Genomic DNA, 19,363 nt, shown 5'->3' with positions numbered 1-19,363 from the left:
GAAAAGGGGTTCACCGGGATGTGAACTCCCGGGGAACCTCTGGCGGGCGTCGGGAGTTGCCCCTGCGGGGCGGCTGCGAAGGCAGGAGCCGAGTGAGCTGTGCGCGTATGGGAACGCCGGATTCCGGGAACCATCCGGGCCTCCGTGGCGTTTCCGCTACGTGCACAGTGACATCGCGGTGACAGGGTGTGGCGACGGGCGGGGTGCGGCTACGATGACCGGCACAAGGACGGGCGGCGATAGGGAGTCGTCCCCTGGGGCGGCGCCCGGTGTACCGCCGGGGCGAGGAGGGCGGGCCATGGTGCAGAAGGCCAAGATCCTCCTGGTCGATGACCGGCCGGAGAATCTGCTGGCGCTGGAGGCGATCCTCTCGGCGCTCGATCAGACGCTGGTGCGGGCATCGTCCGGGGAGGAAGCGCTCAAGGCACTGCTCACGGACGATTTCGCGGTCATTCTGCTGGACGTCCAGATGCCTGGCATGGACGGTTTCGAGACGGCCGCACACATCAAGCGCCGGGAGCGGACGCGGGACATCCCGATCATCTTCCTCACGGCGATCAACCACGGCCCGCACCACACCTTCCGGGGCTACGCGGCAGGCGCGGTGGACTACATCTCCAAGCCGTTCGACCCGTGGGTGCTGCGCGCGAAGGTCTCGGTGTTCGTCGAGCTGTACATGAAGAACTGCCAGCTGCGTGAGCAGGCGGCGCTGCTGCGGCTCCAGTTGGAGGGCGGCGGCAAGGGCGCGGTCGGCGGCGGCAAGGAGTCGGCCGGGCTGCTCGCCGAGCTCTCGGCGCGGCTCGCGGCCGTCGAGGAGCAGGCCGAGGCGCTGTCCAAGCAGCTGGACGACGACTCGGCGGACGCGGCCGCGGTGGCCACGGCGGCCCATCTGGAGCGCAAACTCACCGGGTTGCGCCGTGCGCTGGACGCCCTGGAACCGGGTGCCGGGGCCGGCGGTTCGTCGGTGCCGGCGCAGAACTGACGTGTCCCCGGGCGGAGGTTGCCCATGAGCGCACGTCAGTTCCGGGTCCCCGCAAGGGCGACACGAACGGGTGAAGCTGTGGGCACACGTGTCCCCTGTCGTCTCCCCCGGTAACCTCACACCCATGGCCTCACGTCCCTCCGCAGCCAAGAAGCAGACCGCGAAGAAGGCGGCGGCTCCGGCGAGGAAGGCCGCCGCGAAGAAGACCCCGGCCAAGAAGGCGCCCGCCAAGAAGAAGGCGCCGGCGAAGAAGGCCGCGCCGCCGAAGCCGGCACCCAGCCCCACCGGGGGCGTGTACCGGCTCGTGCGCGCCCTGTGGCTCGGCGTCGCGCACGCCGTCGGCGCCGTCTTCCGCGGCATAGGCCGGGGCGCGAAGAACCTCGACCCGGCCCACCGCAAGGACGGCGTCGCGCTGCTGCTGTTCGGCATCGCGCTGATCGTCGCCGCCGGTACCTGGGCACGCCTGAAGGGCCCCGTCGGCGGTCTCGTGGAGATCCTCGTCACCGGCGCCTTCGGCCGGCTCGACCTGCTGGTGCCGATACTGCTCGCGGTGATCGCCGTACGGTTCATCCGGCACCCGGAGCAGCCGGAGGCCAACGGGCGGATCGTGATCGGGCTGTCCGCGCTCGTCATCGGCGTGCTCGGACAGGTCCACATCGCCTGCGGCTCGCCCGCGCGCGGCGACGGCATGCAGGCGATAAGGGACGCCGGCGGCCTCATCGGCTGGGCGGCGGCGACCCCGCTGACGTACACCATGACCGACGTGCTCGCCGTACCCCTGCTGGCGTTGCTGACGATCTTCGGTCTCCTCGTAGTGACCGCCACCCCGGTCAACGCCATCCCGCAGCGGCTGCGGATGCTCGGCGTGCGCCTGGGCGTGCTGCACGACCACGAGGCCGAGGACTTCACCGAGGACGACGAGCGCTACGACGAGCAGTGGCGCGAGGCGCTGCCCGCGCGCCCGCGCAGGCGCTCGGCCGCCCCCCAGGCGTACGACCCCGACAGCGCCGAGGAAGAGGCCCTCTCGCAGCGTCGCGGACGTCCCAGGCGTTCCGCGGTGCCCCAGCCGGATCCGCAGCGCCAGATGGACGCTGTGGACGTCGCGGCGGCCGCCGCTGCCGCGCTCGACGGCGCGGTGCTGCACGGCATGCCGCCGTCCCCGCTGGTCGCCGACCTCACCCAGGGCGTCAGCACCGGCGGGCGCGAAGAGACCACGCCGGTGCCCACGCCCGAGCCCGAGCCCGCCCCGGCTCCCGCGCCCTCGCCGGTGCCGGCCGCGCGGCCCAGGCAGGAGAAGCTCACGGCCGGGACCGTCCCCGACCTGACCAAGAAGGCCCCCGAGGAGCCCCGCGACCTGCCCCCGCGCGCGGAGCAGCTCCAGCTCGCCGGGGACATCACGTACGCGCTGCCCTCGCTGGACCTGCTCACTCGCGGCGGTCCCGGCAAGGCACGCAGCGAGGCCAACGACGCGGTCGTCGCCTCGCTCACCCAGGTCTTCACCGAGTTCAAGGTCGACGCGTCCGTCACCGGGTTCACCCGCGGCCCGACGGTCACCCGTTACGAGGTGGAGCTCGGCCCCGCCGTGAAGGTCGAGCGGATCACCGCCCTGGCCAAGAACATCGCGTACGCGGTCGCCAGCCCGGACGTGCGGATCATCAGCCCCATCCCGGGCAAGTCCGCGGTCGGCATCGAGATCCCGAACACCGACCGGGAGATGGTCAACCTCGGCGACGTGCTGCGGCTCGCGGAGTCCGCCGAGGACGACGATCCGATGCTGGTCGCCTTCGGCAAGGACGTCGAGGGCGGGTACGTCATGCACTCGCTGGCGAAGATGCCGCACATGCTGGTCGCCGGCGCGACCGGCTCCGGCAAGTCGTCCTGCATCAACTGCCTGATCACCTCGGTCATGATCCGGGCGACCCCGGAGGACGTCCGGATGATCCTGGTCGACCCCAAGCGCGTCGAGCTGACCGCGTACGAGGGCATCCCGCACCTGATCACGCCGATCATCACCAACCCCAAGCGGGCCGCCGAGGCGCTCCAGTGGGTCGTCCGCGAGATGGACCTGCGCTACGACGACCTCGCGGCCTACGGCTACCGGCACATCGACGACTTCAACCAGGCCGTCCGCGAGGGCAGGGTCAAGCCGCCGGAGGGCAGCGAGCGCGAGCTCCAGCCGTATCCGTACCTGCTGGTGATCGTGGACGAGCTGGCCGACCTGATGATGGTCGCGCCGCGGGACGTCGAGGACTCGATCGTGCGCATCACACAGCTCGCGCGCGCGGCCGGCATCCACCTGGTGCTCGCCACCCAGCGTCCCTCGGTCGACGTGGTCACCGGTCTGATCAAGGCCAACGTGCCCTCCCGGCTGGCGTTCGCCACCTCCTCGCTGGCCGACTCCCGGGTCATCCTCGACCAGCCCGGCGCCGAGAAGCTGATCGGCAAGGGCGACGGCCTGTTCCTGCCGATGGGGGCGAACAAGCCGACCCGTATGCAGGGCGCGTTCGTCACCGAGGCCGAGGTCGCGGCCATCGTGCAGCACTGCAAGGACCAGATGGCACCGGTCTTCCGGGACGACGTCACCGTGGGCACCAAGCAGAAGAAGGAGATCGACGAGGACATCGGCGACGACCTCGACCTGCTGTGCCAGGCGGCCGAACTGGTCGTCTCCACGCAGTTCGGGTCGACCTCCATGCTCCAGCGCAAGCTGCGCGTCGGCTTCGCCAAGGCCGGGCGGCTCATGGACCTCATGGAGTCCCGCAACATCGTGGGGCCCAGCGAGGGCTCCAAGGCGCGTGACGTTCTCGTGAAACCCGACGAGCTGGACGGCGTGCTCGCGGTGATTCGCGGGGAGTCTTAGGGGTAGAGAGCGCGTGGGGCCGCCCGCCGGTGCGGGTTGGGCCGGGTGGCGGTCTCGCCGTGATCCACCCGTTAGAGATCGGCGGGCAACCGTTTCCCTTTGTGGTACGTCAAGTTGAGCGAAAGGGCAGCCGCGGACCCCGGGCCCGGGGACGTGTCTGTCCCGCCATTGGGATGAGCGGTTGTTCTGATGGCGTACAAATAGCACCGCCCTGTCGCCCCAACCTTTCGTACCCCCCTAGACTGAACCTCCAGCACAGGTGGCTCACCCGCTCGAAAGGCGCCCCCGTGTCCATCGGCAACTCCCCTGAAGACGAGCGTCCGATCCCAGACGAGTCCCAGGAAGCCCGTGTCCCCGTGGGCCGCGCCCTCCAGCAGGCGCGGATCGCGGCCGGGCTCACCGTGGACGACGTCAGCAGTGCCACTCGGGTCCGTATCGCCATCGTGCACGCCATGGAGGCGGACGACTTCGCCCCCTGCGGCGGCGACGTGTACGCGCGCGGGCACATCCGCACGCTGGCCAAGGCCGTCCACCTGGATCCCGCGCCGCTGATCGCCCAGTACGACGCCGAGCACGGCGGCCGCCCCGCACCCACCCCTGCCGCGCCTCTGTTCGAGGCGGAGCGGATCCGCCCCGAGCGCCGCGGGCCGAACTGGACCGCGGCCATGGTCGCCGCGATCGTCGTCGTGATCGGCTTCGTCGGGTTCACCGCGCTCAAGAGCGGCAGTGGCGGAAACGGCTCCAAGACGCAGGTCGCCGAGGGCACCTCGCCGTCCGCGACCAGGTCCGCCTCGCCCACGCCGACGAAGGACAAGCCCGCCGCGCCGAGCACCGAGCCCTCCGACAGCGCCATCGCCGCGGCCCCGCAGGACAAGGTGACCGTGCAGGTCAGCGCGCCGAACGGGCGCAGCTGGATCAACGCCAAGGACCACAACGGCCGGATGCTGTTCGACGGCCTGCTGAAGAAGGGCGAGTCCAAGACCTTCCAGGACAGCTCCAAGATCAATCTGATCCTCGGCGACGCCGGTGCGATCGAGCTGTACGTCAACGGCAAGAAGATCGACGACAAATTCCAGCCGGGTGCCGTGGAGCGCCTCACCTACACGAAGGGCGACCCGGTGGCGGGCTGACCGGTACCGCCGGATCGCAGATGTGACGGGGTTGGCCAAGATCGGCCAACCCCGTCGACGTGGGCTGTCAGTGAGACAAAGTAGTCTTGAGCCCATGCCTGAACGCCGTACCGTCGCACTCGTCACTCTGGGCTGCGCTCGTAACGAGGTGGACTCCGAGGAGCTCGCAGGCCGTTTGGAGGCGGACGGCTGGCAGCTCGTCGAGGACGCCGCGGACGCCGACGTCGCCGTGGTCAACACCTGTGGCTTCGTCGAAGCCGCGAAGAAGGACTCCGTCGACGCCCTCCTCGAGGCCAATGACCTCAAGGACCACGGCAGAACCCAGGCCGTCGTGGCGGTGGGCTGCATGGCCGAGCGGTACGGCAAGGAGCTGGCCGAGGCGCTGCCCGAGGCCGACGGCGTGCTCGGCTTCGACGACTACGCGGACATCTCCGACCGCCTCCAGACCATCCTGTCCGGCGGCATCCACGCCGCCCACACCCCGCGGGACCGCCGCAAGCTGCTGCCGATCAGCCCGGCCGAGCGGCAGGAATCGGCCGCCGCCGTCGCGCTGCCCGGCCACGGCCCGGCCGACCTCCCGGAGGGCCTCGCGCCCGCCTCCGGCCCGCGCGCGCCCCTGCGCCGCCGGCTGGACGGCTCCCCGGTCGCCTCGGTCAAGCTCGCCTCCGGCTGCGACCGCCGCTGCTCCTTCTGTGCCATCCCGTCCTTCCGCGGCTCCTTCATCTCACGCCGTCCGAGCGACGTGCTGAACGAGGCGCGCTGGCTGGGCGAGCAGGGCGTGAAGGAGATCATGCTGGTCTCCGAGAACAACACCTCCTACGGCAAGGACCTGGGCGACATCCGCCTGCTGGAGTCCCTGCTGCCGGAGCTGGCCGAGGTCGACGGCATCGAGCGGGTGCGGGTGAGCTACCTCCAGCCGGCCGAGATGCGTCCGGGGCTCATCGACGTCCTGACCTCGACCCCCAAGGTCGTCCCGTACTTCGACCTGTCCTTCCAGCACTCGGCGCCGGACGTGCTGCGCGCGATGCGCCGCTTCGGCGACACCGACCGCTTCCTGGAACTGCTCGACACGATCCGCGCCAAGGCCCCCGAGGCGGGCGTGCGCTCCAACTTCATCGTCGGCTTCCCCGGCGAGAGCGAGGCCGACCTGGCCGAGCTGGAGCGCTTCCTGACCGGCGCCCGCCTGGACGCCATCGGTGTCTTCGGCTACTCCGACGAGGAGGGCACGGAGGCGGCGACGTACGAGAACAAGCTCGACGAGGACGTCGTCGCCGAGCGGCTCGCGCACATCTCCCGTCTGGCCGAGGAACTCGTCTCACAGCGCGCCGAGGAGCGCGTCGGCGAGAGCGTGCGTGTCCTGGTCGAGTCCGTCGACGAGGAAGAGGGCGTCTACGGCCGCGCCGCGCACCAGGCACCCGAGACCGACGGCCAGGTGCTGCTCACGAGCGGCGAGGGCCTGAGTGTCGGACGTATGGTCGAGGCGAAGGTGGTCGGTACGGAAGGTGTCGACCTGGTGGCCGAGCCGCTGGCCGGCTCGTCCGCGTGTAGTGAGGAGGCGGGCAGATGACCGGAGTCCCGGCATCCGCCGCGGGCGGCTCCTCCGGTGCACACGGCGCCCGGGGTTCCGGCGCCGCTGCCGACGGCGCACGGTCCGAGGTCTCCGGTTCTGTCCCAGGTCCCGACAGCGGCAGCGGCGGCAAGCCCGCGCGCGGCGGGAAGATCACGGCCGCGGCCGTCAACCAGGCGAGTGTCTGGAACGTCGCCAATCTGCTGACGATGCTCCGGCTGGTCCTGGTGCCGGGTTTCGTCGCGCTGATGCTGGCGGACGGCGGCTACGACCCGGCCTGGCGCTCGCTGGCCTGGGCGGCCTTCGCCATCGCCATGATCACCGACCTGTTCGACGGGCATCTGGCGCGCACCTACAACCTGGTCACCGACTTCGGGAAGATCGCCGACCCCATCGCCGACAAGGCGATCATGGGGGCGGCGCTCGTCTGTCTGTCGGCCCTGGGCGATCTGCCCTGGTGGGTCACCGCGGTGATCCTCGGCAGGGAACTCGGCATCACACTGCTGCGTTTTCTGGTCATTCGCTACGGCGTGATCCCCGCCAGCCGGGGCGGCAAGCTCAAGACGCTCACCCAGGGCGTCGCCGTCGGCATGTACGTCCTGGCACTGACGGGATGGCTGGCGACTCTGAGGTTCTGGGTGATGGCCGTGGCGGTCGTCCTCACTGTCGTCACCGGTCTCGACTACGTAAGACAGGCCATTGTGCTGCGCCGCCAGGGAATCGCCGAGCGCGCGGCAGCGTTGGAGGATGAGGAAGCGTGAGTTCCACGGCCACCGAACTGGTGCGACTACTGACGGTGAGGGGCGAGACGCTCGCCGTCGCCGAGTCGCTCACCGGTGGTCTGGTGGCGGCGGAGATCACGGAGGTCCCCGGAGCCTCCAAGGTGTTCCGGGGCTCGGTCACCGCCTACGCCACGGAGCTGAAGCACGGACTGCTCGGCGTCGACGCCGCCCTGCTGGCGCGGCAGGGAGCGGTGGATCCGCAGGTCGCGGCCCAGATGGCGGCTGGAGCACGCAAGGCTCTGGGCGCCGACTGGGGCATCGCGACCACCGGAGTCGCCGGCCCCGACCCGCAGGACGGCAAGCCCGTCGGGACGGTGTTCGTCGCGGCCGACGGCCCGGTCACCGGCCGTGCGGGTTCTGCCGGTGGCGGAAAAGTGGAGGCTCTGCGGTTGAACGGCAGCCGTGCGGAAATTCGTATGGAGAGTGTACGGAGCGTACTCGCACTGCTCCTTGAGCAGCTTGCGGGCGAACAGACCGGGAATGAGCGGGCACAGGATACGGAACGGAACGGGGGGTTTTGATGTTTGCAGCCCTGAGTGAACACGACATCGCTCCCCGCACGGCCGCAGCGCGAGGCGGTACGGTGGGGCGAGAAGGATGCGGCTACGCGGTCCGAGGAGGGAGCCACCGATGATTCTGCTCCGTCGCCTGCTGGGTGACGTGCTGCGTCGGCAGCGCCAACGCCAGGGCCGTACTCTGCGCGAAGTCTCCTCGTCCGCCCGAGTCTCACTCGGCTATCTCTCCGAGGTGGAGCGGGGGCAGAAGGAGGCTTCCTCCGAGCTGCTCTCCGCCATCTGCGACGCGCTGGACGTACGGATGTCGGAACTCATGCGAGAGGTGAGCGACGAGCTGGCGCTCGCCGAGCTGGCCCAGTCCGCCGCGGCCACCGAGCCCGTGCCCACGCCGGTCCGTCCGATGCTGGGTTCGGTGTCGGTGACCGGTGTGCCACCGGAACGGGTGACCATCAAGGCGCCCGCGGAGGCTGTGGACGTGGTCGCCGCGTGAGGTTCGCGCGCGTGGCCCAGCCGTCCGAAGACGAGTGAAGGCCCCGGTCGGCTGCACCAGGGAGACCTGGAGCAGCCGACCGGGGCTTCTGCCGTTCGTGTCCGGTCATGCGTCCGTTTGCCCGATGTGTGCGGTGCGGTCATGGTGGGAGGGACGCGACCGCGCCGAAGCATCGGAGGAAGACGGATGTACGTCGTGAAGAGCCCGTTGGCCGACGCGGACCTGAAGACCGTGTCCGAGGCGCTCCAGGGTGCCCTCGTCGACCTGGTGGACCTGTCACTGGTCGCCAAGCAGATCCACTGGAACGTGGTCGGACCCCGCTTCCGGTCCATCCACCTCCAGCTCGACGAGGTCGTCGCCTCCGCGCGTACCCACTCCGACACGGTGGCGGAGCGGGCCTCGGCCCTCGGTGTCCCGCCCGACGGGCGCGCTGCCTCGGTCGCGTCCGGCAGCGGCATCGGCGCCACTCCTGCCGGCTGGATCAAGGACGGCGACGCGGTCAGGGCGATGGTGGACGCGCTCGGCGCGGTGATCACCCGGATGCGGGAGCGGGTGGCGGCGACGGGGGAGCCGGATCCCGTCTCCCAGGACATCTTCATCGGGGTCACGGCGGATCTGGAGAAGCATCACTGGATGTTCCAGGCGGAGAACGCGTAAGCGGCCGGCCGGGGTTCGGCGTCCCGCGCCGTGTGACTGCCCTGTGCCGGGCGTGCCGCCTGGGGTGCTGCATCCATGAGCCCTCAGTGCGCCTCCCGCGCCGGGCGAGCAGCGGTCTAGCGTCGCGCAGGAGGTGGTGGCGGCCATGGTGGCGCGGATAGTGCGCTGGGCGCTCGGGCTGGGACTCACGGCCGTGTGGTGGTGGGCCGGACTGCGGCTCGTGCTGGGGCAGGGCTCGGGAGTGCTGGAAGGGGCCGTCGTGGTCGGCGGGTGGGGGCTGAGCGTGCTGCCCGTGCACTGTGTGCCCCAGGGGCGGGCGGCCGGGGCGGTGCGGACGGGGCGCTGGGCGGCGGCCTGGCGGGCCGGGGACGTCACCAGGGCATCGCCACGCCCCCGTTCGGGCGAAGTATCTGACCCGTCGTGAACACCGAGGCGTCCGACGCCAGATAGAGCACCGCGTGCGCCACGTCGTCCGGCTCACCGACCCGGCCGAGGGGCGCCAACCGTGCCATCGTGCCCTCGGTGTGCGCTTGTGCCTCCGGGTCGTGGCGCTCGGTCATGGGGGTGCGGATCCACCCCGGCGCGACCGCGTTGACCCGGATGCCGTGCCGGCCGACCTCGGTGGCGAGGGTCTTGGTCAGCTGCACCACGGCGGCCTTCGCCGCGCCGTAGCAGAGCAGCCCCGGTCCACCCGTGTCGACCGCGCCCGACGCCATCGTGACGATGCTGCCCCGGACGTCCTGGGCGAGCATCAGGCGGGCGGCCTCCTGGCACGCGTACAGCACGCCCTTGAAGTTGACGTTCAGGACCCGGTCGAGGTCCTCGTCGCGGGTCTCCAGCACGGGGCTGCTGTGCATGATCCCGGCGATCGCCGCCATCACGTCCAGGCGCCCGCAGGACCGTACGGCCTCGGCGAGCCGGGCTCGGTCGGTCACGTCATGGACGTGCACGACGGCCGTGCCGCCGCGGTCCTTGACCAGCGCGGCCGTGCCGTGCAGTCCGTCCGGGTCCCGGTCGGCGCAGTGCACCGTCGCGCCCGCCTCGGCGAGCAGCACGGCGGAGGCCCGGCCGATGCCGCCGGCGGCTCCGGTGACGAACGCGGTCCGGCCGGTGAGGTCGTACGCCGAGAGGGCCATGAAGCGACCGTACGAGCATTTCTGACGTAGCGTCAATTAGCGGGCGGGGATTGGTCAGTGGCCGGGCACGCGGGGCGGGGCGCGAGGGTGGTGTCAGCCGGGGTGGTGGGGTCCGCGGGGAGGGCGGCGTTGCGGCGGTCCGGGGAAGGGGGCGGGGCCCGTCTGGCAGGTGGGGCACCAGTAGGTGGGGCGGGCCCGGGAGCCGTCGCCCTGGTCGGCCTCGCGGACGGGGGTGCGGCAGCGCAGGCAGGGGCGGGGTGCGCGGCCGTAGACGAACAGGTCGTGCCGGTGCAGGCCCGTGGTCTGGCGGACCGGACGGTCGCGGTTCGCCTCCAGCAGCCTCTTGGCGAGTGGCGGCAGCTTCTCCGCGCGGTCCGCGGGCAGGGCGCCGACGGGCAGCCAGGGGGTCACCCCGAGCAGGAAGCACAGCTCGCTCTTGTAGATGTTGCCGATCCCGGCCAGGTTGCGCTGGTCGAGCAGGGCCTCGCCGAGCGGGCGGGCGGGGTCGGCGAGAAGGTTGGCCAGGGCGCGATCCGGGTCCCAGTCCGGACCGAGCAGATCGGGGCCGAGGTGGCCGACAACCCGCTCCTCCTCCCGTGTGCGCAGCAGCTCCAGGACCTGGAGGCGGTAGCCCACGGCCGTGCGGTCGGCGGTGCCGAGGACCACGCGGATCTGGTGCGCCGGACCGCCCCGCCAGCGCTCGCCCGTGCCGTACACCTTCCAGGCCCCCTCCATCCGCAGATGGGTGTGCAGGGTCAGGCCGCCCTCGAAGCGGGTGAGCAGGTGTTTGCCGCGCGGGACCGTGCCGAGCACCGTACGGCCGGTGAGGTCGACCGTCGCGTATCTCGGCACCCGGAAGTCGCTGACGGTCAGTGCCTTGCCCGCGAGGGCCTCGTGCAGTCGCCGCGCGGCCTGCCAGACCGTGTCACCTTCGGGCATGGGTCCAGGGTGTCACGGTGCGGCGGGGCGCGGCCGCTGTCACGCTCTCAGCCGCAGACCGCGTGGTGTCGCCACGAAGCCCGCTCCTTCCAGCAGGGTGCCGGTCGGCGAGGTCAGGGCCGGGGCGCCGTTGATCCGCTCGACGGTGACCGTGCCGAGCGAGCCCGCCCGGGCCGCCGCGGCCAGGGCCTCGGCCGCCGTACGCAGGCGGGCGTCCTCGGGTGCCGGGGTGTCCGGGGTGCTGGGCCAGGCGAGCAGGGTCTTGCCGCCGCGCTCCATGTACAGCGTCAGCTCGCCCTCCACGAGGACGACCAGCGAGCCCGCCTTGCGGCCCGGCTTGTGCCCGGCCCCGGTGGGCGACTCCGGCCAGGTGAGGGCGGCGCCGTAGGCGTTGGCGGGGTCGGCCGCGGCGAGGACCACGGCCCGTGGGTCGGGTGCCGTCGAGCCCGTACGACCGCCGCCGTAGCCCCGGCTCGCCGGTGAGCCGTAGGCCGTGGTGCCGCCTCTGGGGCCGCCGTAGCCGGGGGCGGCGAAGGGGTCGGCCAGGTCGCGTGGGGAGACGTACTCGTCGGGGGCGGGCGAGGGGTCCGTCGGCGGCCAGGCGAAGTCGCCGTCGAGGCCCGGGTGGGCGAATCCGCCGTCCGAGCCGTCGAAGGCACCGGGGAGGGTGTGCTCGTGGGGCGCGACGTCGCCGGTGTCGAGGCCGTTCGGGAAACCCGGGAAGCCGTTCCGGAAGGAGCCGTTCTGGTGGGCCGGGGAGGGCAGGCCCTCGCTCCGGTCGCGGGCGTTCGCCACCGCGCGGAGGCGGTCGACCGCGCCGTCCATGGTGAACTGGGCGGCGCCGAGGCCCTCGACCACGTAACCGCGCCGCGCCTGGCCGCTGTCCTCGAAGGCGGACAGCACCCGGTACACCGCTGAGAAGCCGCCCTCGACGCCCTCCGCCGCGACCGCCCCACGCGTGACCACGCCGTGCCGGTCCAGCAGGGTGCGCGCCAGGGCGTGGGCGCGCACAGTGGCGTCCGGTTCCGCCGCGGGCAGCAGCGACCAGCGGCCGGCGACGGTCGGCGGGCCCGAGCGGGAGGCGGGGCGGGCGGCGGCCGTCAGGGAGCCGTAACGCCCGCGCGGGACCGACCGTTTGGCGCGGTGGGCGGTCGAACCCGCCGTACGGCCCGAGCCCAGCAGGGAGCGCATCGGGGCGAGGGTGTCGTTGGTCAGCAGCCCGGACCAGGCCAGGTCCCAGAGCGCGTCGGCCAGGTGGGGGTCGGTGACGTCGGGGTGAGTGGTGGCCCGCACCTGGTCGGCGATCTGGCGGAAGAACAGGCCGTAACCGCCGGAGAGCGCGTCCAGGACGGACTGGTGGAGCGCGGTCAGCTCCAGGGGGTGCGGCGGCGGGAGGAGCAAGGGGGCCGCGTCGGCCAGATAGAGGGAGACCCAGCCGTCCTTGCCGGGCAGGGCACCCGCGCCGGCCCACACCACCTCACCGGCGGCGGTCAGTTCGTCGAGCATCGCGGGCGTGTAGTTCGCCACGCGGGAGGGCAGGACCAGCTTCTCCAGAGCGGAGGCGGGCACGGAGGCGCCCTGCAACTGCTCGACGGCGCGCAGCAGTCCGTCGATCCCGCGCACCCCGTGGCCCTTGCCGATGTGCTGCCACTGCGGCAGGAACTGCGCGAGCGCTGCGGGGGGCACGGGCTCCAACTCGTGCCGCAGCGCCGCCAGGGAGCGGCGGCGCAGACGGCGCAGTACGGCCGCGTCGCACCACTCCTGGCCGATGCCCGCCGGATGGAACTCCCCCTGTACGACCCGGCCGCCCGCCCCGAGCCGATGCAGGGCGCCCTCGGTCACCGCGACACCCAGGCCGAAGCGGGCCGCCGCCGTGGCCGACGTGAACGGACCGTGCGTACGCGCGTAGCGGGCGAGGAGGTCGCCGAGCGGGTCCTTGACCGGTTCGGTGAAGGCCTCGGGCACGCCGACCGGCAGCGCTGTGCCGAGCGCGTCCCGCAGCCGGCCCGCGTCCTCGATCGCAGCCCACTGGTCGGCGCCGGCGATCCGGACCCTGATGGCCCGGCGAGCCCCGGCCAGCTCCCGCACCCAGTGCGGATCCGCGCCCCGCGCGACCAGATCGGCGTCGGTCAGCGGGCCGAGCAGCCGCAGCACGTCGGCCACTCCCTCGACGTCCTTGACCCGGCGGTCCTCGGTGAGCCACTGCAGCTCGCGCTCCAGCTCGGTCAATACCTCGGCGTCGAGCAGCTCGCGCAGCTCGGCCTGGCCCAGCAGCTCGGCCAGCAGCCGGGAGTCCAGGGACAGCGCCGCGGCGCGGCGCTCGGCGAGCGGGGAGTCGCCCTCGTACAGGAACTGGGCGACGTACCCGAAGAGGAGGGAGCGGGCGAACGGGGACGGCTCCGGCGTGGTGACCTCGACCAGACGGACCTTGCGGGACTCGATGTCGCCCATCAGCTCGACGAGCCCGGGGACGTCGAAGACGTCCTGGAGGCATTCGCGGACCGCCTCCAGGACGATCGGGAACGAGCCGAACTCGCTCGCCACCTGGAGCAGTTGGGCCGCGCGCTGGCGCTGCTGCCACAGCGGAGTGCGCTTGCCGGGGTTGCGGCGCGGCAGCAGCAACGCGCGCGCGGCGCACTCACGGAACCGCGAGGCGAACAGAGCGGAACCGCCGACCTGGTCGGTGACGACCTGGTCGACCTCGCCCTTGTCGAAGGCGACGTCCGCCGCGCCGACGGGCGCCTGATCGCCGTCATACTCCGTGCCGGCCTTCACCGGTGCCTGGTCGAGCAGGTCCAGGCCCATCAGATCGGCGTCGGGCAGACGCAGCACGATGCCGTCGTCGGCGTGCATGACCTGCGCGTCCATGCCGTACCGCTCGGACAGGCGGGCGCCGAGGGCGAGGGCCCAGGGGGCGTGCACCTGGGCGCCGAAGGGGGAGTGGACGACGACCCGCCAGTCGCCCAGCTCGTCGCGGAAGCGCTCCACGACGATCGTGCGGTCGTCCGGGACATGGCCGCAGGCCTCGCGCTGCTCGTCCAGGTACGACAGCACGTTGTCCGCCGCCCAGGCGTCGAGGCCGGCCGCCAGCAGGCGCAGCCGGGCGTCGTCCTTGGGCAGCGAGCCGACCTCGCGCAGGAACGCGCCCACCGCGCGGCCCAGTTCGAGCGGACGGCCCAGCTGGTCGCCCTTCCAGAAGGGGAGGCGGCCGGGCACACCGGGAGCGGGAGAGACCAGGACGCGGTCGCGCGTGATGTCCTCGATGCGCCAGGAGCTGGTGCCCAGGGTGAAGACGTCGCCCACCCGGGACTCGTACACCATCTCCTCGTCCAGCTCGCCGACCCGGCCGCCGCCCTTCTTGGGGTCGGAGCCGGCGAGGAAGACGCCGAACAGACCCCGGTCGGGGATCGTGCCGCCGGAGGTGACGGCGAGGCGCTGGGCGCCCGGGCGGCCGGTGATCTCACCGGTCACGCGGTCCCACACCACGCGCGGGCGCAGCTCCGCGAACGCGTCCGACGGATAGCGGCCCGCGAGCATGTCGAGGACCGCGGTGAACGCCGACTCCGGCAGGGACGCGAACGGGGCCGCGCGGCGGACCGCGGCGAGCAGGTCGTCGAACTGCCAGGTGTCCAGGGCCGTCATGGCGACCAGTTGCTGGGCGAGCACGTCCAACGGGTTCGCGGGCACCCTCAGGGACTCGATCGAGCCCGTGCGCATCCGCTCGGTGACCACGGCGGCCTGGACGAGGTCACCGCGGTACTTGGGGAAGACGACACCGGTGGAGACGGCACCCACCTGGTGCCCCGCGCGCCCGACGCGCTGGAGCCCGGAGGCCACCGACGGCGGGGACTCGACCTGGACGACGAGATCGACGGCGCCCATGTCGATGCCCAGCTCCAGGCTGGACGTGGCGACCACCGCGGGCAGCCGGCCCGCCTTCAGGTCCTCCTCGACCAGGGCGCGCTGCTCCTTGGAGACCGAGCCGTGGTGCGCGCGGGCGATCACCGGGGGAGCGCCCTGGGCCGCGCCCGAGCCGCCCATCAGCTGCGCGGGGGCGTGGTGCTCCGCCAGGGGCTCGCCGGTCGCGCGCTCGTACGCGATCTCGTTGAGCCGGTTGCACAGCCGCTCCGCGAGGCGCCGGGAGTTCGCGAAGACGATCGTGGAGCGGTGCGACTGGACCAGGTCGGCGATCCGCTCCTCCACATGCGGCCAGATCGACGGCCGCTCGCCCCCCTCCGCCGCGTCGGCCGCCGGGGAGCCGCCCAGCTCGCCCATGTCCTCGACCGGGACGACCACCGACAGGTCGAACTCCTTGCCCGACTCGGGCTGGACGATCTCCACTTTGCGGCGCGGCGAGAGGTAGCGGGCCACCTCGTCGACCGGGCGGACCGTCGCAGACAGGCCGATCCGGCGGGCCGGCTTGGGCAGCAGCTCGTCCAGGCGCTCCAGGGAGAGCGCGAGATGGGCGCCGCGCTTGGTGCCCGCGACCGCGTGCACCTCGTCCAGGATCACGGTCTCCACGCCCGTGAGCGCGTCACGCGTGGCCGAGGTCAGCATCAGGAACAGCGACTCGGGAGTGGTGATCAGGATGTCCGGCGGCCGCGTGGACAGCGCGCGGCGCTCGGCGGCCGGGGTGTCGCCGGAGCGGATGCCCACCCTGACCTCGGGCTCGGGCAGGCCCAAGCGCACGGACTCCTGGCGGATGCCGGTCAGCGGGCTGCGCAGATTGCGTTCGACGTCGACCGCGAGGGCCTTCAGCGGTGACACGTACAGCACCCGGCAGCGCTTCTTCGGGTCCGCCGGGGGCGGGGACGAGGCCAGCTGGTCCAGGGCGGCGAGGAACGCGGCCAGCGTCTTGCCGGAGCCGGTCGGGGCCACCACCAGCACGTCCGAGCCCGCCCCGATGGCCTGCCACGCACCCGACTGGGCCGCGGTGGGCGCGGAGAACGCCCCCGTGAACCAGCCGCGGGTCGCGGGGGAGAAGCCGTCGAGGGCTCGGTGTGCGGAGCTGACCATGCGTCCATCCTGCACCCGACCACTGACAATCGCGCTGACCTGGGCAAACGCCGTGTTCCGGCGCGGGCGGGGCCCGGCGCGGGCGGTGGGGCGGAGAATGGAGGCGTGGCGGGCGCGACCGGGCGGGGCGAGGGACGGACGGGCGCCCGGACGCACGGGCACCGGCCGGTGGAGCGTGCGCGGCACTGGCGGTACGACGACCTGCCGGGCGTGGACCTGCTGCGGGCCCGGTACGTCCGCAAGACCTTCGTCCGGCACACCCACGAGCACTTCGTGATCGCCGCGATAGCCGACGGCGTCGAGATCTTCCACCACCGCGGCTCCGACGTGTCCGCGGGCGCCGGAGCCCTCGCCCTGGTCAACCCGGACACCGCGCACACCGGCCGCGCCGGCGTTCCCGAGGGCTGGCGGTACGGCGCGGTCTACCCCTCGCCCGAGACGGTCGCCGCGATCGCGGCCGAGACCACCACGCTCCGGGGCACCCCGGGCTTCGCCGGCCCCGTGCTCGACGACCCCTACGCCGTTCGCCTGGTCCACCAGGTGCTGCGCGCCGCCGAGGAGGGCAACGCGCTCGCCGCCGACACCCTGCTGCGGGTGGCCGTGACGAGGCTGCTGAGGCTGAACGGCGGCCCGCTGCCGCAGCGCCCGGTCCGCACGGCCGGAGCCGGCGTCGCGGCACGCGCGCGTGCCGTGCTGGACGAGCGGATGACCGCGCCGCCGACCCTGGAGCGGCTGGCCACCGACCTGGGCACCAGCCCGTTCGCGCTGCTGCGGGCGTTCCGCGCTGCCTACGGAATGCCGCCGCACGCCTGGCTGACCGACGCGCGGGTGCGCCGCGCGCGGCTCCTGCTGGACGCGGGGGAGCCGCCCGCCGAGGTGGCCGTGGCCGTCGGATTCACCGATCAGCCCCACCTCAACCGGCACTTCGCGCGCATCGTCGGCGTGCCCCCGGGGGCGTACCAGCGCGAGCGCAGGCCGGCGAGCGGGCGCAAGAACGTACAAGACCCGCACTGAGGGACGCCCGTACCGTCCGGGGCGTGGCACAGCAGAAAACACGTGGGGACATGACCGCCGACGACACCGGCGACGCCGATGCCCCTACCGATACCGACATCGTGGTGAAGCCCTGCAGGGCCGTCGTACGGGACGCCCTCGGGGTCGGCGTCGCCGTGGGCCTGTCCGGATTCGCCTTCGGGGTGACCTCGGCCGGCAGCGGGCTCGGGCTGCTCCAGACCTGCGCGCTCAGCCTTCTGGTGTTCACCGGTGCCTCCCAGTTCGCCCTGGTCGGGGCGCTCGCCGCCGGAGGAGGTCCGTTCACGGCGGCCGCCGGAGCCTTCTTCCTCGGCGTGCGCAACGCCTTCTACGGGCTGCGGCTGTCCCAGTTGCTGGCTCTCCCGCGCGCGGTACGGCCGTTCGCCGCCCAGTGGGTGATCGACGAGACCACGGCGGTCACCCTGTCCCAGCCGGACCGGCGCGCCCGGCGGATCGGCTTCACCGTCACCGGGCTCTCGCTGTACGTGCTCTGGAACCTGACCACGCTGCTCGGCGCGCTCGGCGCGAAAGCCATCGGCGACACGCGCGCGTGGGGCCTGGACGCGGCCGGGCCCGCCGTGTTCCTCGCCCTGCTCGCGCCGATGCTGAAGACGACCACCGAGCGCGCGGTCGCGGGCCTCGCGATCCTGCTGGGCCTCGGCCTGCTGCCCGTCCTGCCGGCCGGCGTGCCGGTCCTGGTGGCCGCGCTGGCGGCACCGATCGCCCTCGTCACGGGACCGAAGGAGGACCGGTGAACGCCTGGATCGCGATCGGGCTGACCGCCGTCGGCTGTTACGCCGTCAAGCTCGCCGGACTGCTCGTGCCGGCCGGCGCCATGGAGCGGCCGTTCGTGCGGCGGCTCGCCGCCCTGCTGCCGGTCGCCCTGCTGGCCGCGCTCACGGCCCAGCAGACGTTCGCCGACGGGCACGCTCTCGTGCTGGACGCGCGTGCGGCGGGGCTCGGCGCGGCCGCCGTGGTGGTGCTGCTGCGTGCGCCGTTCCTGCTGGTCGTCGGGGCGGCCGTGGTGGTGACGGCGGGCGTACGGGCCCTCGGAGGGTGACGCGAGGACGCCGTCGGCCCAGGCCGGCTCAGCCCACGAAGCGGCCGTACGATCTCAGCGTGCGCAGTGCCGCGATCGTCACCAGGGAGCGCGCCTCCAGGGCGGGGGCCGGTGCCCACCGGCGCCAGCGGACGGGCCAGCCGCCGTCGTCCTGCTGCTCGGCCGCCAGGTGGTCCAGGGAGCGGGACATCTCGTCGTCCGTGAACCACGCGCGCGCGAGCGAGTCCGGGCCGCGCGCGAAGTCGTGCGGGAAGTGGTGCTCGGCGGGGGCGTAGCCGGGCGCGACCGGATAGGCGTCGAGCCGGTCCGGGTCCAGTGCCGCGAGCCGCTGCTCGCGCACCATGCGGCCCAGCCGGTCGGCGGCGGCCTCCGCGCGCGAGCGGTCGGGGACGGAGTCCAGGAAGAGGACGGCCGCCTCCACCTCGTAGGGGTGGGACTTCTCCAGGGACTCCACGGCCCGCCAGCAGAAGTCGGTCGCCCGGAACAGCCAGGCGTGCCACACCTCGTTGCGGTGCAGCAGCCCGACCACCGGCCCGGTGGCGAGCAGATCGCTCGGCGGGTCGTCGACGACCGGCACGAACGGGGCCGCCGGGTAGCCGCGCTGGCTGGGATGGACCGCCGGCAGCGCGCCGTCCGCAGTGGAGACGGCGGTGAGATAGCGGCACACGCGCTCCACCCGCTGTCCGCCGCAGCGCCCGATGGCGTCCAGGACGCGCAGTGCGTGCGCCGTGTGCAGAGGCTGGCTCACGGGTCCGCGCAGATCGGGCTCCAGCGCGTGCCCGTACCCGCCGTCCTCGTTGCGGTAGGCGTCGAGCGCCGTCTCGACCGCGTCCGCGGTGCCGTGCAGGAAGTGGTGGGCGAAGAGGCGCTGCTCCAGCACGCGCGCGGTGAGCCACACGAACTGTTCGGCGCGGAAGAGCGGGGAGCGCGCCTGGGGCGTGGAGGGGAGTGGGGAAGCTCCGATGTCGGCCATGGGTCAGACCGTAGGACGGAAAGCGGTCTCGGCAAGCGGTCACGGCCGGGGCCCACTCTCAGGGGCGGGATACGGGAGTCATGCGGTTGACGGTTTTCCGGCAGCGGATGCCCCGCCGGCTCGCGGACATCTTCGTAGGTCGGCGCTCGGGGCCAAGGATGTCGGTCTCGTCGTCGCCCACGGCTTCGCGACGCCCACGGGGGGGTGCCTCTATGTCTTTCGTC

At 72.8% G+C, this 19,363-nt stretch carries 16 protein-coding genes; 12 read left to right on the top strand and 4 right to left on the bottom strand.

Translation table 11 applies throughout. The features are described from left to right. Positions 1-298: 298 nt before the first annotated feature. The 9 genes from BIV23_RS25970 to BIV23_RS46755 all read left to right on the top strand — a co-directional run bounded on the left by BIV23_RS25970 (position 299) and on the right by BIV23_RS46755 (position 9,407). Entirely contained in the window at positions 299-982 is a 684-nt protein-coding gene (locus tag BIV23_RS25970) for a response regulator (RefSeq protein WP_071383385.1), read from the top strand. 124 nt (positions 983-1,106) lie between these two features. Further along, positions 1,107-3,842, top strand: coding sequence for a DNA translocase FtsK (locus tag BIV23_RS25965; protein ID WP_177240034.1), 2,736 nt, complete (start codon positions 1,107-1,109; stop codon positions 3,840-3,842). Between the two features lie 287 nt (positions 3,843-4,129). Next, positions 4,130-4,972: a helix-turn-helix domain-containing protein gene (locus BIV23_RS25960; protein ID WP_071383384.1), complete on the top strand. Its 843-nt coding sequence runs from the start codon at positions 4,130-4,132 to the stop codon at positions 4,970-4,972. Between the two features lie 94 nt (positions 4,973-5,066). Then, positions 5,067-6,539: a 30S ribosomal protein S12 methylthiotransferase RimO gene (rimO, locus tag BIV23_RS25955; protein ID WP_071383383.1), complete on the top strand. Its 1,473-nt coding sequence runs from the start codon at positions 5,067-5,069 to the stop codon at positions 6,537-6,539. Continuing rightward, positions 6,536-7,300, top strand: coding sequence for a CDP-diacylglycerol--glycerol-3-phosphate 3-phosphatidyltransferase (pgsA, locus tag BIV23_RS25950; protein ID WP_071383382.1), 765 nt, complete (start codon positions 6,536-6,538; stop codon positions 7,298-7,300). Before rimO ends, pgsA begins: the two co-directional genes overlap by 4 nt. Next, positions 7,297-7,842: a CinA family protein gene (locus BIV23_RS25945; protein WP_071383381.1), complete on the top strand. Its 546-nt coding sequence runs from the start codon at positions 7,297-7,299 to the stop codon at positions 7,840-7,842. Before pgsA ends, BIV23_RS25945 begins: the two co-directional genes overlap by 4 nt. A 109-nt stretch (positions 7,843-7,951) precedes the next feature. Next, positions 7,952-8,326 (top strand): helix-turn-helix domain-containing protein, encoded by a 375-nt coding sequence (locus BIV23_RS25940; protein WP_030178264.1) that lies wholly within the window; start codon positions 7,952-7,954, stop codon positions 8,324-8,326. A gap of 186 nt (positions 8,327-8,512) precedes the next feature. Next, positions 8,513-8,983, top strand: a complete 471-nt coding sequence (locus BIV23_RS25935) for a Dps family protein (RefSeq protein WP_071383380.1) — start codon at positions 8,513-8,515, stop codon at positions 8,981-8,983. A gap of 145 nt (positions 8,984-9,128) precedes the next feature. Further along, entirely contained in the window at positions 9,129-9,407 is a 279-nt protein-coding gene (locus BIV23_RS46755) for a hypothetical protein (protein WP_079173368.1), read from the top strand. On the opposite strand, the gene BIV23_RS25930 is transcribed toward BIV23_RS46755, so the two are convergent. From BIV23_RS25930 to BIV23_RS25920, 3 genes are all read right to left on the bottom strand, one after another. Beyond that, positions 9,355-10,119: an SDR family NAD(P)-dependent oxidoreductase gene (locus BIV23_RS25930; RefSeq protein ID WP_071383379.1), complete on the bottom strand. Its 765-nt coding sequence runs from the start codon at positions 10,117-10,119 to the stop codon at positions 9,355-9,357. The genes BIV23_RS46755 and BIV23_RS25930 overlap by 53 nt on opposite strands. A 93-nt stretch (positions 10,120-10,212) precedes the next feature. Continuing rightward, complete coding sequence (locus tag BIV23_RS25925; protein ID WP_071383378.1) at positions 10,213-11,058, bottom strand: Fpg/Nei family DNA glycosylase; 846 nt, start codon at positions 11,056-11,058, stop codon at positions 10,213-10,215. A gap of 39 nt (positions 11,059-11,097) precedes the next feature. Further along, on the bottom strand, positions 11,098-16,074 hold the full coding sequence (locus tag BIV23_RS25920) for an ATP-dependent helicase (RefSeq protein WP_071383377.1): 4,977 nt from the start codon (positions 16,072-16,074) through the stop codon (positions 11,098-11,100). Positions 16,075-16,242: 168 nt separating this feature from the next. Between BIV23_RS25920 and BIV23_RS25915 the strand changes: the two genes are divergently transcribed. The 3 genes from BIV23_RS25915 to BIV23_RS25905 are packed head-to-tail and all read left to right on the top strand — an operon-like array spanning position 16,243 to position 18,166. Further along, complete coding sequence (locus BIV23_RS25915) at positions 16,243-17,088, top strand: AraC family transcriptional regulator (protein WP_071383389.1); 846 nt, start codon at positions 16,243-16,245, stop codon at positions 17,086-17,088. 50 nt (positions 17,089-17,138) lie between these two features. After that, the gene (locus BIV23_RS25910) at positions 17,139-17,861 is read left to right on the top strand and encodes an AzlC family ABC transporter permease (RefSeq protein WP_071383376.1); all 723 of its coding nucleotides are present in this window, start codon (positions 17,139-17,141) and stop codon (positions 17,859-17,861) included. After that, positions 17,858-18,166, top strand: a complete 309-nt coding sequence (locus tag BIV23_RS25905) for an AzlD domain-containing protein (protein ID WP_071383375.1) — start codon at positions 17,858-17,860, stop codon at positions 18,164-18,166. The genes BIV23_RS25910 and BIV23_RS25905 overlap by 4 nt, the downstream gene beginning before the upstream one ends. A gap of 28 nt (positions 18,167-18,194) precedes the next feature. Here the strand turns inward: BIV23_RS25905 and BIV23_RS25900 are convergent, their stop codons facing one another. Beyond that, positions 18,195-19,139 carry a hypothetical protein gene (locus BIV23_RS25900; RefSeq protein ID WP_071383374.1) on the bottom strand — a complete coding sequence of 315 codons (945 nt, stop codon included), beginning with the start codon at positions 19,137-19,139 and terminating at the stop codon, positions 18,195-18,197. Positions 19,140-19,363: the final 224 nt, after the last annotated feature.

The sequence above is a fragment of the Streptomyces monashensis genome (assembly GCF_001866665.1).
GTDB classification, from domain to species: Bacteria; Actinomycetota; Actinomycetes; order Streptomycetales; family Streptomycetaceae; genus Streptomyces; species Streptomyces monashensis.
The sequence above is the reverse complement of the archived record's forward strand: the minus strand, read 5'-3'. Positions and strand labels throughout refer to the sequence as shown.